This is a genomic window from Streptomyces sp. NA04227, from assembly GCF_013364195.1.
Taxonomy (GTDB): Bacteria; Actinomycetota; Actinomycetes; order Streptomycetales; family Streptomycetaceae; genus Streptomyces.
The window spans coordinates 2,981,366-2,994,435 of sequence record NZ_CP054918.1 but is presented as its reverse complement, the minus strand read 5'-3'; the positions used below and the strand labels follow the sequence as shown (position 1 = coordinate 2,994,435).

The window sequence follows — 13,070 nt, the reverse complement described above, 5'->3', positions numbered from 1 at the left end:
TTTGAGCAGTACCACGACGCGGGTCGCGGGCCAGGGCGAGGGCCATGTGTGGTCGGTGGCGCAGCACCTGGAGGACATCCTCGCCACCGTCCGACCGTTGGAGCCCATCGAACTCCAGCTGCTCGACGCCCAGGGCTGCGTCCTGGTCGACGACGTCACCGTGCCCGTCTCCCTGCCCCCCTTCGACAACAGCTCGATGGACGGCTACGCGGTACGCGCCGCCGACGTCGCCGAGGCCTCGGCGACCTACCCGGCCGCGCTGGAGGTCGTCGGCGACGTCGCCGCGGGCGCGGGAGAGCCGCCCACCGTCGGCCCCGGGCGGGCGGCCCGCATCATGACCGGTGCGCCGCTGCCGCCCGGCGCCGACGCGGTCGTCCCCGTCGAGTGGACCGACGGCGGGCTCGGCGAGGGCCCGGTCGAGTCGATGACCGCGCACAGCCTGGCGCCCGGCGGCGCGGGCGGTGAGGTACGGGTGTTCAAGCCCGCGGCCGAGGGGGCGCACGTCCGCCGCGCGGGCAGCGACGTCCGCGCCGGGGAGCGCGCGCTGCGCGCGGGCGCCGTCCTGGGCGCCCCGCAACTCGCCCTGCTCGCCGCCATCGGCACCCCCGCCGTACGGGTACGGCCGCGCCCGCGCGTGGTGGTCCTGTCCACCGGCAGCGAACTGCGCCCGCCCGGCACCGAACTGGGCCCCGGCGAGATCTACGACTCCAACTCCTTCGCGCTGACCGCCGCCGCCCGCGAGGCCGGTGCGCTCGCCTTCCGGGTCGGCGCCGTCGCCGACGATGCCGAGACCCTGCGCGCCACCATCGAGGACCAACTCATCCGCGCCGACCTCCTGGTCACCTCCGGCGGCGTCAGCGTCGGCGCGTACGACGTGGTCAAGGAGGCCCTCGCGCACACCACCGACGCCGAGGAGGACGGCAGCGGCGTCGAGTTCCGCAGGCTCGCCATGCAGCCCGGCAAACCGCAGGGCTTCGGCTCGATCGGCCCCGACCACACCCCGCTGTTCGCCCTGCCCGGCAACCCGGTCTCCTCCTACGTCTCCTTCGAACTGTTCGTACGGCCCGCCATCCGCACCCTGATGGGCGTCGAGGACATCCACCGGCCGAGCGCCCGCGCCGTGCTGCGCACGAAGAAGCCGCTCGGCTCACCGGAGGGTAAACGCCAGTTCCTGCGCGGCCGTTACGACGCGGCGCGCGGCGAGGTCACCCCGGTCGGCGGCGCGGGCTCGCACCTGGTCGCCGCCCTCGCGAAGGCCGACGCGCTGATCGTCGTCCCGGAGTCGACGACCGAGTTGCGGCCCGGGGCCGAGGTCGAGGTACTGCTGCTGGGGTGAGGGCGCGGCGTTCGCCGTGGTGGCCGTAGCCCGCCGTGGTGCCCGTGGTGGCTGGGTGGCCGGGGTGGTCGTAGCAGCGGGGCGCGGGAGGCGGTGGTGCGCGCTCGGCTCGCGCGCCGCGTGCCCCGGCTGCCGGTGCTGCCCGGCTCCCGGCGTGCCCCGCGCGGTACGGTGTCGCGCACACATGGTCCGCGCGCGGCCGGTCGGCGGCCGGTCCGCGGCGCGACCCGGACCGGGAGCGCCACAGCACATGACAGCCAAGGACCCCAGCAGCGGGCTCACCCACCTCGACGCGGCGGGCGCGGCCCACATGGTCGACGTGTCCGGCAAGGACGTCACCGCGCGCACCGCGCACGCCAGCGGCCGGGTCCTGGTCTCGCCGCGGGTCGTCGCACTGCTGCGCGGCGAGGGCGTGCCCAAGGGCGACGCACTCGCCACCGCGCGCATCGCCGGGATCATGGGCGCCAAGCGCACCCCCGACCTCGTACCGCTGTGCCACCCGCTCGCCCTGTCCGGTGTGAAACTCGACCTCACCGTCACCGACGAGGCGGTGGAGATCCGGGCCCGGGTCAAGACCACCGACCGCACGGGTGTCGAGATGGAGGCGCTGACCGCGGTGTCCGTCGCGGCCCTCACGGTCGTCGACATGGTCAAGGCCGTCGACAAGGCCGCCGTCATCACCGACGTACGCGTCGAGGAGAAGACCGGCGGCAAGTCCGGCGACTGGCTCCGCGCGGAGGCCGGGCAGTGAGCGCACCCCACGACCACCCGGCCGCACCGGCCGCGCAACTCCCGTACCGCGCACTGGTGATCACTGCCTCCAACCGGGCCGCCGCCGGGGTCTACGAGGACCGCGGCGGACCGCTGATCGCCGAGGCCCTGAAGACGCTCGGCTTCGAGGTGGCGGGCCCGCGCGTGGTGCCCGACGGCGACCCCGTCGAACAGGCGCTGCGCACCGGCGTACGGGAGGGCCACGACGTGGTCCTCACCACCGGCGGCACCGGCATCTCGCCCACCGACCGCACCCCCGAGGCCACCCGCGCCGTCCTGGACCGCGAGGTCCCCGGCATCGCCGAGGCGATCCGCGCGCACGGCCGCCCCAAGGTGCCGACCGCCGCCCTCTCCCGGGGGCTGGCCGGAGTCGCCGGGCGCACCCTGATCGTCAACCTTCCGGGCTCCAGCGGCGGCGTACGCGACGGGCTCGCCGTGCTCGAACCGCTGCTCGCGCACGCCGTGGACCAGTTGCGCGGCGGGGACCATCCGGCCGGCGGGGCGGGTGGGTCGCACTGAACAGTCTGTCCTGGCCGGTCGAACTCGCGGACGGCGATGTCCTGTTGCGGCCGATAAAGCTGCGTGACCAGCGCGCCTGGCGCGAGGTCAACCGGCGCAACCGGGACTGGCTGCGCCCCTGGGAGGCCACCGTGCCCCCGCCCACCCCGACGGGCCCCGTCGCGCACCGTCCCACGTACCGGCAGATGGTCCGGCACCTGCGCGCGGAGGCGCACGCGGGGCGCATGCTGCCGTTCGTGGTGGAGTACCGGGGCGCGCTGGCCGGGCAGTTGACGGTGGCCGGTATCTCCTGGGGCTCCATGTGCTCGGGGCATGTCGGGTACTGGGTCGACCGCGCGGTCGCGGGCCGCGGTGTGATGCCCACCGCCGTCGCGCTGGCCGTGGACCACTGTTTCCGCACCGTGGGCCTGCACCGCATCGAGGTCTGCATCCGCCCCGAGAACGTCCCGAGCCGCCGCGTGGTGGAGAAACTCGGCTTCCGCGAGGAGGGCCTGCGCCCCCGCTTCCTGCACATCGACGGCGACTGGCGCGACCACCTCGTCTACGCCCTCACCGCCGACGAGGCCGCCGACGGGCTGCTCGAACGCTGGCACCGCACCCGCACCCCGCAGCCACCCACCCCGCCCCACCACACCGGCTCGCACCGCGATCCCCGCGCCCCCCAATAACCCCCGCACACCCGCCATCCGCCGCGCCTGTTCGCATGGCCGAAAGCAAGCGCTACGCATGCGCATGCCGACGGCAAATTCACCGCCGACTCGCGCACATCACGGAGAAGGGAATGCGTGTTCGAATATCGAGGGCGAATCGAGTCACTCGGGCGTTTTAATTCCCTTATGGGCGTGGGGTGTTGATCACAACGGTCGGAAGAAAACTTGAAAATATCAGCCAGATCGTGCGACACACCGGCCGAATTGGCAGATGGCCTCATGCGAACCCCTCTACCGTGTAACGCGTGAGCAGCAGCGGCCTCATCTACGCAGTCATTGTCGGGGCCTGGGCCGCCTACCTGGTGCCGATGTGGCTCCGTAGGCAGGACGAGCTGAACGAGGCCCGTCCAACAGAACGTTTCAGCACCGCCATAAGGCTTCTGTCCGGCCGGGCGGGAATGGAACGCCGGTACGCCAAGGACCTGAAGGCGCGCTCGGACGAAATCGCCGAGCCGCCCCTCTCCCCGGGCGAAGTCACCGACTCGGTCGACGTCCGGGCCTTCGCCGTGCCCCCGAGGCAGCACCCGGAACAACCGGCCCGCGCCGAAGCGCCGGACCGCGCCCGCCCCGCCCGCGCGGAAAACCGCCGCGGCGAAGTGCGTGCCGAACTGCGGCCCGAAGCGCGGGCCGAGGCCTCCGGTTTCGACGAGCACGCCGAGACCGACCAGGAGTTCCGCGATCCCCGCGATGCCCGGGAAACTCGGGAATCCCGAGAAGCCGTCGGATCTCGTGAGGTTCGCGAGTCCCGGGATCCTCGGGATTCCCGGGATTCCCGTGAAAGCAGCGAGGCGCGCGCCCGGCGTACGCAGGTACTCGCCCGCCGTCGCCGCACCACCCTGCTGCTCTTCGCCGCCTTCTCGGTCGGCGCGGTGGTCGCGGGGGTCGGCGGACTGGCCTTCCTGTGGGCGCCGGTGGCGCCCGCCGTACTGCTGAGCGTGTACATCGTCCACCTGCGCAGGCAGGAACGACGCCGGTACGCCTACGTCATGGACCGCCGCAAGGACGAGGAAGCGGCGCGACGGCTGCGCGAGCGCCAGGCCGCGCGGCGCGACGCCCAGGCGGAGCACGGTACGGGCGAACCGCGCCCCGGCCCGGGCACCTCCGCCGACCCGGCCCGCTCCTCCCTCGCCGCGGACCGCCGCGCGCTGGTCGAGCAGACGGACCACGCGGAGTGGGTCGACCAGCAGCGCGAGCGCCGAGGCCCCGCCCGTGGCGAGAGCTGGGACCCGGTCCCGGTGCCACTGCCCACGTACGTCACCGCCCCGGTCGCCCCTCGTGCCACCGGCAGCGTCGACCTCGGCGCCCCCGACACCTGGAGCGCCGCCCGCTCCAGCGCCGCCGAACCGGGCGGCCGCGGGCGACAGCCCGAGGACCGGACGCGCACCGAGTCGGGAGCCCAAGGCTCCGGCAAGGGCGACCGGCGCGGCAACGGCTCCGCGGACCGACGCGGCACCGGGGACCGGCGCTCGGCCGCCCCCGCCGCGGACGACGAGAGCGAGACACCGGACGAGCGCAGCGACGCCCGCCGCGCCGCCTCCGCCCGCCGCGCCCGCGAACGCGGCCGCACCCCGCTCTTCGACCAGTACGACGAGGGCGGGCGGCCGCGCGCGGCCAACGAGTAGGGGACGGCGCCCGGCCGACGGGGAATCTGCGGAGGGTGGCGCCCGGCTGGCGCGGAATCCGTGGAGGGTGGCGCCCGTCGGGGAATGGCCGGCGGGTGACCTCCGGTCGGCGAGCGGACGGCGGCGCCCGGCCGACGAGTGGTGTGAGGAGGCGGGGTCGGCGGGCCTCTGACCAGGCAGCCCGGCCCCGCTCAACGGATTTCCGAGCACTGTCGGCGGGATGCTAGAGTTTCACTCGTTGCAAGGGCCTGTGGCGCAGTCTGGTAGCGCACCTCGTTCGCATCGAGGGGGTCTGGGGTTCAAATCCCCACAGGTCCACATGCAGTCGACAGGCGGCGTGTGCTCACGGAAACGTGGGCCACGTCGCCTGCTTCGTTGTGTGCGGCTTCGCCACCGCACCTCCGTCCAGGGTGCCAGGGCGGCTGGAGGCGCGAAATGAGCGCGGGCCAGGCCCACTTGCATACTTCTCCGTATGGAGAGGCGCCCAAGGGATTCCTGGCGGAACACCACGCACGACTGGGCGGGAACCGTCGACCTCGATCACCTCCGGCGCATCGGCCGGGACCCGGTTCGCTACGCCCCGGCTGGCGTCCGGCACTTGATCCTCGAAGTCGTCGCGTATGCCGCCGACGAGGCGGAGGACAACGGGGGCGGGCGGTGTCGTGTCACCCTGCACGACGACGGCTTCGTCTCCGTTGCCGACGACGGGCGCGGCACCGACACCCGTCTTGACCATCGCGGCGAGGTCGTGAAGAAGCCGATCATGGCGACGCGGGATCTGCGCTTCTTCGATCATCCCGAGGCGCAGGCGCTGCCGGACGGGCACCCACGGCGGGGCATGTCCGTCGTCGCCGCGCTCAGCGAGCGGTTGATCCACACCAACCGGCGCGACAACGGGGCCTGGGAGCAGCGGTACGAGCGAGGTGTTCCCGTCACCGGCCTGGTCCCGGTCGACCTCGCGGGAGCGACCGGGACGACGGTGCGGTTTCTTCCCCTGCGATCGCTGTCCGCCGTGAGTGTTCCGGACGTCGGCGAACTGACGCGGCTCGGTGCGGCCTGGCCCCACCTCACCCTCGAAGTGCACGACAGGCGTTCCCTCTGAACCTGGGCATGTGCGTGTGGGTCCGCCCGCCCCGGACCCTCGGCGGGCACGTTTCGTGCGTCCCAGGTGTCCCGGACTCGTCTCCTCCCGTGTCACGTCTTCGCAGGTCGGCAGGGTTCCCGTCCCAAGGTGGTCGCTTTCTCTGGCCGTCCGTGGCCCGGCCCGGCGACCTTGGGAGCGGTTCGGCCGCGGACCGGAGGGGGCGAAGGCGCCCCGCCGCGGTCGGCGCGAGAGAACGGAGATTTCGGATGAGTGCGAAGCGCGTCAAGATCGCGGTGACCACCGGTGCCCTGCTGGCGGTCGGAGCCGTGGCCGCGCCGGTGGCGAGCGCCGCCGACGCCCCGGCTGCCGCGACGGGACGTACGAGCGTGGCGAGTGTTTCCGGCGTCGCGCTCGCGGGGGGTGGGACGGCGCCCGCGTGCATCGAGCGGCAGGTCCACAACAATGCGGACGGGGGCACCCAGGTGTGGCTCCGCAATGTCTGCGGCAAGACGATGCGGGTCAAGGTCATCGTCAAGAACTGGTCGGACAGCGGTTGCCGGACGCTGAACAACAACACCGGCACCTTCTTCCAGACGGTCGGGGGGCGTTACGACCGCACGGTCGTCTGCTGACAGCGGTCCGGCTCTGAAGCGACGCCTCCGGGCGAGCGGCACCGCGCACCACGGACCGCCGCTCGCCCCATCACCACCACCCTGGGGGACATTCATCATGCGAATTCGTCACGCCCTTGCCGTCGGTGCGGCCGCGCTCATCGTCTCGACCGGTGCCGGTACGGCCCTGGCCACGGCGCCGGACGGCCCGCCGGACACCGCCAAGTCGGCCCCGACCCTCGCATCCTGCGCTCCGCAGGACTACGAGAACCACTGCAAGGCGTACGTCCCGCACTGACCGGCGAGTCGTACGGGTCCAGGAGCGCGACCGGCGCGTACCCGTACAACTCGGGCCCCGCCTCGGAGTGTTGGCCGAGGCGGGGCCACCGGTCGTGCGGTGTGGGCGGTGCGGGCGGTAAGAGGGTGGGGCACCGTGGGCGGGGGCGGTGTTCAGGCGGTGAAGCACTGGGCGGGCTGGGAGTCACCCGGTAGCAGGCACAGTCGTACGCCCTTCGTCGTTCTTGCCGGGGTCATCGGGGTGGCGCGGTAATCGCGGGTGTCCGCCGGGGTTTTGGCACGGAAGAGTTTGGGCGTCGAACCGGGGACGGTCACCCGGACCTCGTCGCCAAGGCGCAGGCCCATCGCCCGCGCCCACACCGCGCCGCACGCCGTGCCGTGGCGTACTTCGATGCGGCGGCCGCCGGGGAGCGTGCGGCGCAGTGGGGTGGTGGTCATGCCGTAGCCTCCGCAGCCCATCTTCTTCGGGTCCTTTCCCTCGCACGAGCGTCCCGTGCAGCCGGGTGCGTACTGCGGGGAGGGAGCGGCGGTCCCGGCATCGCCGTCCCGGCGCACCACTGTGACCAGTGCGACCACCGAGGCCAGTACGGCCAGCGCGGCCACGCAGGCAGCGGCGGCGACCCAGGCCCTACGGGCGCGGGAGGCCGAGGCGGGGGCTTTGGCGGTGGGAGAGATCGGGGCGTAGGCCCTGCCGGTGGGAGAGGCCGAGGCCGAAGCCGAGGTTTTGCCGGTGGGAGGGACCGAGGGCTTGTTGGTGCTGGAGGGCGACGAGGGGTGGACCTCCGGCTCCGTTCTCGCGGAGGTTTCGCGGGAGGCCGCAGCGGCGGGGGTGCCGGGAGCCTCCCGGACCGTGCCCGCGCCGGTTCGGGCGCGGCCCCGCCAGGCCGCTTCGGCCAGTTCCCAGCGTGCGGTCATCGTGGCGGGCGGGTCCCCGGCGAGCTCGCACAGGGCGCGTACCGCGTCCAGGGGCGGGAGCGACTTGGCGTTGAGGAAGCGTTCCCAGGACGATCTGCTGTACGGCGTCCGCCCGGCGAGCGCGGTCAGGGACAGACCGGTGCGTTCGCGGACCTCGCGCAGCGCGGCCGCCAACACCCGGCAGGCGGCGGGGACTTCGGGGCCGACGCCTGCCCCGACCTTGCCCCCGTCTCCGGCTTCGGCTTCGGTTCCGGCTTCGGTTCCGTGTCCGTTTCCGCCGAGCGACGTCACCGCCGCAGCACCGCCCAGGTGTCCGGGCCGACGATGCCGTCGACCACGAGGGAGTGGTCCCGCTGGAAGGAGCGCACGGAGTGTTCGGTGCGGTCGCCGTAGGCACCGTCGACCGGGCCCGGAGGGTAGCCGTGATGGCCGAGCAGGCACTGGGCCTCCACGACTTCCCAGCCCATGCTGTGCTTGCCGAGCAGCATGCTGTCCGTCCCGCTGTGCCCGGCGCGCAGCTCGCGGCCGTCCTCGCCGACCTCGCAGCCGTACGTACGTCCTGGCGCGAAGCGGTACTCGGGGTCTCCGGAGGCACTCGCCTCCAAGGGGCCGACCAGTGCGCCGAGGAGACCGACGACGGCGAACGCCGAGCCGAGTCCCGCGGTCAGCAGAAGCTGTGACCGGCGACTGCGGGTGCGGCGCGGGGCGGGTCCGGGTTGGCCGGTGCCGGGTTCGGCAATCCAGGGTTCGCCGGTGCTGGGTTCGGCAACCCCAGGATCGCCGATGCTCGGTTCGGTAATCCGTGGCCCGGTAGTCCCCGGCTCCGCAACCCTTGCCTCGCCGGTCCTCGTACCGCCGGTCCTCGTACCGCCGGTCCTGGTACCGCCGGTCCTGGCCTCGCCAGTCCTGGCCTCGCCAGTCCTCGCTTCTCCGGTCATCCCGGCCCCGCCGCCCCAAGCCTGCGCCGCCACCTCGTGCAGCACGAGCAGGCGGGTGCTGTCGGCCGAGCAGAGCCTGGCCAGTTCCTCGACGGCCTCGCGGGGTGCCAGCTTCTTGCCGCTCAGGTAGCGGTCCCAGGAGGAGCGGCTGTAGGAGGTGCGCTCAGCGAGGGCGGCGAGGCTGAAACCGCCGCGGTCCTTGAGCCTTCTGAGCTGTACGACCAACTGCCGTACCGGTTCGTCCAGCGAGTCCGGTAGTTCGCCCCAACGTGCCATGCCGCCCCCCGACGTACCGGGAAGGCCCCGTGCCTCCCCGGGGGAAGGAGGCGGCCGGGCGGCGCCGTGGTTCCAGGGGCGGTTCATATCCGGCCAGAGGTGGGCGTGTTCGGCCCCTTCGGCGCGTCCGTGCCCGAACTCGCCACCGGTGTAAGGCAGTTCAGGATCCGCCCGCGCCCTCCGGCACATCGTCCAGGCCGACCCGGTACCAGTCCCCGTCCGTCACGAAGTGGAGGTCCGCGCCGTGGCCGAAGGTCTCGGTTCCCGGGGGGACGGGGGAGCCGTCGGGGAGTACGAGGCGGTAGCGGGCGGTGGGGTGGAACGCGCCGTCGGACAGGGTGCCGAGGGTCAGGCGGCCGGGGCGGGCGGCGCGATGGGAGCCGTAGGAACTGAGGAGGGCGGCGCGGGTGCCTGCGACGGCCAGGGCGCGGGCGGGGGTGTCGTTGTGCCAGTGGGTCACGGTGCCGTCGTGGACGCGGACCACGGGGTAGCCGGTGGGGGAGGTGGAGTACGTGGCCCAGGTGGTGTCGCCGTCGATGTTCAGGGTGGGGCAGGAGCTCACGGCGCCCCAGGGCTTCTTGTAGTGGGACGGGAAGCGCCAGTCCTGTTTGAGGTCCGGCGAGAAGCGGACCAGGCCGTCGCTGCCGATCGGGGTCGGGCCGTCGTGGCCTCCCCAGCCGTAGTTGCCGTAGATGCCCTCGTCGAAGTAGCCCGCCCAGATGTGGCCGGTGCGGGTGGTGAGGACGCGGCCGATGCCGTCGCCCAGGGTGGCCTCGGCGGCCGCGGTGCCGTCGGGCTCGTAGACGAGCGCGTTGCGGTCCGGGCCGGTGGGGCTCCAGCGGCAGCGGGCGCCCACCACCAGGACGCGTTCCTCGGGCAAGGGCTGGACATGGACGTGGGCGAGGGGGAGTTCGTGCAGTTTGGCGAAGGTCCGAGGCCGCGGCCGGTAGGTCGTGACCCGGGCGGCGACCGGGTGCGGGGCCCGCGGGTCGGGGAACTTGGCGCCCGCGGGGCTGAGCGTCGCCGAGGTGAGGGCCGAGCGGTCGCGGGCCGAGGTCCACAGGGCGACGAGGTTTCCGTCCGGGCCGATCGACACGTCCGCACGTGATTCGCCGGGCCGCCCGGTGATCGTGGCGTGATGGCGCAGCCCGAGCGTCGGGAGCGCCAACACGGCCTCGTATTCCGCCCGTTCCGCTTCCTGGCGCCGCCGCCGGTCTTCCTTCTCGCTGCTCATGTGCTCAGCTCAGCAGAAGGGGGCGGCGGCGGGCCAGGGGTTATCGGCGGGCGGGTTCAGGCCTTCATCTCGTACGCGCCGGAGAGGGAGACCACCTGGTCCCAGACGGCGTTCGAGGCCGCCTCGGCCTCAGGGCCGTCGGCGGGGCGGGTGAGCGCGGCGCGGGCCCACTCCTGCTGGGCGGGGGTGGTGGAGCGTTTGCCGTGCAGGTCGGTGGCGTGGGCGGAGAAGTCGCGGACCAGGGCGCCGAAGAGGACGTCGAGCACCGGCTCGTCCACGGCGGTGAGTTCGGCCTGTTCCAGGATGAGCTGGCCGTAGACGACGAGGGTGAACAGTTCGCTCAGTGCGAGACCGAAGTCGAGGTCCTGCTGCTGGGCGGCGTCCGGCGGTGCGGTGGCGAGCAACTGCGTGAAGGACTCGGCCTGTTGGGTGAAGAGGGCGACGTTGGGCAGGTGCGCGTACTTCGCGTACGCCGGGCGCCAGTCGTGGAAGCGGACCTTGGACAGGCCACGGGCCGGGCCCTGCCGGAACAGGAACTCGTCGTCCGCGGCGTCCCGGCGTATGGGCACCGCGGGGCGCTCCTCGGGCAGGAACAGGTACGCGGGCAGGAACTTGGCGATCAGGGCCAGGTTGACGGCGACCGTGCCCTCCAGCTTGGGCAGTCCGGTCACGTCGGTGCGGGCGATCGCGAGATAACTGTCCTTCTCGAAGCCCTTCGCGGCGACGACGTCCGCGAGCAGCGCCATGACCGTCTCGGCCTCGGTGGTCACCTTCATCTTGGTGACCGGGTTGTACAGCAGGTAGCGGCGGTCCTCGGGGCTCGCGGCGCGGAAGTAGTCGATGGCACGGTCGGAGAAGAGCCGCATACCGATCAACCGGACGTAGGCGTCGGTGAGTTCACGGCGTACGTGCGGGAAGGCGGTGACCGGGTTGCCGAACAGGATCCTGCGGTGGGCGTGCGTCACGGCCTCGTACAGGGCGTGCGTGCTCATGCCGATGCCGCCGAAGCAGAGGTTGAACTTGCCGATGTTCACCGTGTTCAGGGCGGCGCTGAAGGCCTCCTCGCCGGTGTGCAGGAGGTCCGAGGGCGCGACCGGATAGTCCTGGAGGCGGAACTCGGCGACGTACATCTGCGAGGGGACGACGTTCTTGACCACCTGGTACGCCGGGTGGGCGGAGTCGGCGCGGAAGAAGACGTACTGGTCGGGGCCCTCGCGGCCGTCGATGCGGCCGAAGACGGAGACGACGCGGGCGCTGTCGCCGTTGCCGATGTAGTACTTGGAGCCGCTCGCCGTCCAGCCGCCGGACCCGTCGGGGGTCAGGACCATGTCGGAGGAGTAGATGTCGGCGCCGTGCTCCTTCTCGGACAGGCCGAAGGCGCCGGTGCCGCCCGCCTCCAGGGCGGCCGCCGCCCAGGCCCGGGCCTCGGCGTTGCCGGACTGCCAGACGGGGCCGAGACCGAGGACGGTCACCTGCCACGGGTACCAGTAGTTCAGCCCGTAGAAGCCGAGGATCTCCGAGAGGGCGGCGATCCGGCTGGTGTCCCAGCGCTTGTCCGGGTTGCCCGCGGCGTCGGCGGACGGCGTGAGGAAGGTGGCGAACAGCCCTTCGCGGGCGGCGAATTCGAGGAAGTCGGCGTAGTACTCCTTGGCGTGGTACGCGGCCGTCAGACGCTGCTTGCCGCGCGTCTCGAACCAGTCGATGGTGGCGCGCAGCAGCCGCCGGGTCTCGGCGTCGAAGTGGGCCGGGTCGTAGCGGTGCGGGTGCAGCAGCTGGGCTGTGGCGTTGGCTTCTGAGGGCATACGGGGCTCCTGGGTGCGGGGCGACGCGGTGGGGCTCGGCGGCCGTTCGTTGCGGGGCGGCGTGGGGTGGCGCCGGGGGTGCTCACGACCGGCGCCGAGGGTGCCCACTACTTACGACACTGCTGTCGTAAATTAAGACACGACTGTCGTAAGGTGCAAGGGTGTCCAGCCAAGCCAGCCCGGCCAGCTCACCGGCCAAGCCGCGCAAGCGCCGCCCCTACGCGCCCCGGGTGCCGATCGAGGAGCGGCGGGAGCAGCTGCTCGACGCGGCGCTCGCGGTGATCGTGGACGCCGGGCACGACCGGGTCTCCGTCGACGCCGTGGCGAAGCGGGCCGGGGTCGCGCGGGCCGTCGTCTACAGCGCCTACGGTGATCTGGGCGCGCTGCTCGGCGCCCTGCTCGACCGCACGCAGGCGCACGCCTTCGACCGGCTGCTCGCGGCCGTTCCCGAGGGCGAGGGGCTGCGCGATCCGGCCGGATACGCGGCCGAGGCGGCGCGGCGGGCCGCGGCGATGCTCGCCGAGGATCCGGACACCTGGCGGCTGATCCTGCTCACCCCGGCCACCATGACCGCGGTGGTCCACGAGCGCATCGAGGGCGAACGGGAACGGCTCCGGCTGCGGGCCGCCGAATGGATCGCGCGCGTGCAGCGGACCCGCTCCGCCGCGCCCGGCCTCGACCCGCGGGTCCTCGACCCGCAGGTCCTCGCCCATGCGCTGGTCGCCGCGGGCGAGCACTTCGGCCGCGTCGCGCTCACCGACCCGGACCGGTTCGACCCGGAGCATCTGGCCGGTCAGTTCCGGGCACTGCTCGGCGCGCTCTGGCCTCCTGCCTGAGCAAGTGGCCATGTCCGTAAGGGTTTTGGGTCGTTCGGCGGTTGGGTCGCCGGACCGCCGGACGCTCGCGTCGTCGGGGTGACCGCGCGATGGCGGGACCGCGCCCCCTCGGCTGCCGG

General features: G+C 73.0%; 13 protein-coding genes and 1 tRNA gene. 10 read left to right on the top strand and 4 right to left on the bottom strand.

Features of this window, described 5'->3' with window-relative positions:
• Nucleotide 1: 1 nt before the first annotated feature.
• The 9 genes from glp to HUT18_RS12725 all read left to right on the top strand — a co-directional run bounded on the left by glp (nucleotide 2) and on the right by HUT18_RS12725 (nucleotide 6,951).
• Complete coding sequence (gene glp, locus HUT18_RS12765; protein ID WP_254878563.1) at nucleotides 2-1,336, top strand: gephyrin-like molybdotransferase Glp; 1,335 nt, start codon at nucleotides 2-4, stop codon at nucleotides 1,334-1,336.
• A 250-nt stretch (nucleotides 1,337-1,586) separates the two neighbouring features.
• Complete coding sequence (moaC, locus tag HUT18_RS12760; protein ID WP_176100537.1) at nucleotides 1,587-2,087, top strand: cyclic pyranopterin monophosphate synthase MoaC; 501 nt, start codon at nucleotides 1,587-1,589, stop codon at nucleotides 2,085-2,087.
• Entirely contained in the window at nucleotides 2,084-2,626 is a 543-nt protein-coding gene (locus tag HUT18_RS12755; protein ID WP_176100536.1) for a molybdenum cofactor biosynthesis protein B, read from the top strand. The genes moaC and HUT18_RS12755 overlap by 4 nt, the downstream gene beginning before the upstream one ends.
• The gene (locus HUT18_RS12750) at nucleotides 2,623-3,294 is read left to right on the top strand and encodes a GNAT family N-acetyltransferase (RefSeq protein ID WP_176104468.1); all 672 of its coding nucleotides are present in this window, start codon (nucleotides 2,623-2,625) and stop codon (nucleotides 3,292-3,294) included. Before HUT18_RS12755 ends, HUT18_RS12750 begins: the two co-directional genes overlap by 4 nt.
• A 287-nt stretch (nucleotides 3,295-3,581) precedes the next feature.
• The gene (gene glpR, locus HUT18_RS12745; protein ID WP_176100534.1) at nucleotides 3,582-4,958 is read left to right on the top strand and encodes a gephyrin-like molybdotransferase receptor GlpR; all 1,377 of its coding nucleotides are present in this window, start codon (nucleotides 3,582-3,584) and stop codon (nucleotides 4,956-4,958) included.
• Nucleotides 4,959-5,202: 244 nt separating this feature from the next.
• A tRNA-Ala gene (locus HUT18_RS12740) sits at nucleotides 5,203-5,276 on the top strand.
• A 154-nt stretch (nucleotides 5,277-5,430) separates the two neighbouring features.
• Nucleotides 5,431-6,060: an ATP-binding protein gene (locus tag HUT18_RS12735; protein WP_176100532.1), complete on the top strand. Its 630-nt coding sequence runs from the start codon at nucleotides 5,431-5,433 to the stop codon at nucleotides 6,058-6,060.
• Nucleotides 6,061-6,308: 248 nt separating this feature from the next.
• Nucleotides 6,309-6,674 carry a hypothetical protein gene (locus tag HUT18_RS12730; protein ID WP_176100530.1) on the top strand — a complete coding sequence of 122 codons (366 nt, stop codon included), beginning with the start codon at nucleotides 6,309-6,311 and terminating at the stop codon, nucleotides 6,672-6,674.
• 97 nt (nucleotides 6,675-6,771) lie between these two features.
• Complete coding sequence (locus HUT18_RS12725) at nucleotides 6,772-6,951, top strand: hypothetical protein (protein WP_176100528.1); 180 nt, start codon at nucleotides 6,772-6,774, stop codon at nucleotides 6,949-6,951.
• 152 nt (nucleotides 6,952-7,103) lie between these two features.
• On the opposite strand, the gene HUT18_RS34175 is transcribed toward HUT18_RS12725, so the two are convergent.
• The 4 genes from HUT18_RS34175 to HUT18_RS12705 all read right to left on the bottom strand — a co-directional run bounded on the left by HUT18_RS34175 (nucleotide 7,104) and on the right by HUT18_RS12705 (nucleotide 12,115).
• The gene (locus HUT18_RS34175) at nucleotides 7,104-8,156 is read right to left on the bottom strand and encodes an XRE family transcriptional regulator (protein ID WP_176100526.1); all 1,053 of its coding nucleotides are present in this window, start codon (nucleotides 8,154-8,156) and stop codon (nucleotides 7,104-7,106) included.
• Nucleotides 8,153-9,079, bottom strand: coding sequence for a peptidoglycan-binding protein (locus HUT18_RS12715; RefSeq protein WP_176100525.1), 927 nt, complete (start codon nucleotides 9,077-9,079; stop codon nucleotides 8,153-8,155). Before HUT18_RS12715 ends, HUT18_RS34175 begins: the two co-directional genes overlap by 4 nt.
• A 160-nt stretch (nucleotides 9,080-9,239) precedes the next feature.
• Complete coding sequence (locus HUT18_RS12710; protein WP_176100517.1) at nucleotides 9,240-10,313, bottom strand: hypothetical protein; 1,074 nt, start codon at nucleotides 10,311-10,313, stop codon at nucleotides 9,240-9,242.
• Nucleotides 10,314-10,369: 56 nt separating this feature from the next.
• On the bottom strand, nucleotides 10,370-12,115 hold the full coding sequence (locus tag HUT18_RS12705; RefSeq protein ID WP_176100515.1) for an acyl-CoA dehydrogenase: 1,746 nt from the start codon (nucleotides 12,113-12,115) through the stop codon (nucleotides 10,370-10,372).
• 161 nt (nucleotides 12,116-12,276) lie between these two features.
• On the opposite strand from HUT18_RS12705, the gene HUT18_RS12700 reads away from it, so the two are divergent.
• Complete coding sequence (locus HUT18_RS12700) at nucleotides 12,277-12,951, top strand: TetR/AcrR family transcriptional regulator (protein WP_176100513.1); 675 nt, start codon at nucleotides 12,277-12,279, stop codon at nucleotides 12,949-12,951.
• The last annotated feature ends 119 nt before the right edge of the window (nucleotides 12,952-13,070 follow it).

Bases quoted from the DNA above. Each gene is read 5' to 3' on its own strand.
- HUT18_RS12715 (WP_176100525.1), bottom strand. From the start codon at position 9,079: ATGGCACGTTGGGGCGAACTACCGGACTCGCTGGACGAACCGGTACGG.
- HUT18_RS12725 (WP_176100528.1), top strand. From the start codon at position 6,772: ATGCGAATTCGTCACGCCCTTGCCGTCGGTGCGGCCGCGCTCATCGTC.
- HUT18_RS12705 (WP_176100515.1), bottom strand. From the start codon at position 12,115: ATGCCCTCAGAAGCCAACGCCACAGCCCAGCTGCTGCACCCGCACCGC.
- HUT18_RS12710 (WP_176100517.1), bottom strand. From the start codon at position 10,313: ATGAGCAGCGAGAAGGAAGACCGGCGGCGGCGCCAGGAAGCGGAACGG.
- HUT18_RS12730 (WP_176100530.1), top strand. From the start codon at position 6,309: ATGAGTGCGAAGCGCGTCAAGATCGCGGTGACCACCGGTGCCCTGCTG.
- moaC (WP_176100537.1), top strand. From the start codon at position 1,587: ATGACAGCCAAGGACCCCAGCAGCGGGCTCACCCACCTCGACGCGGCG.
- HUT18_RS12735 (WP_176100532.1), top strand. From the start codon at position 5,431: ATGGAGAGGCGCCCAAGGGATTCCTGGCGGAACACCACGCACGACTGG.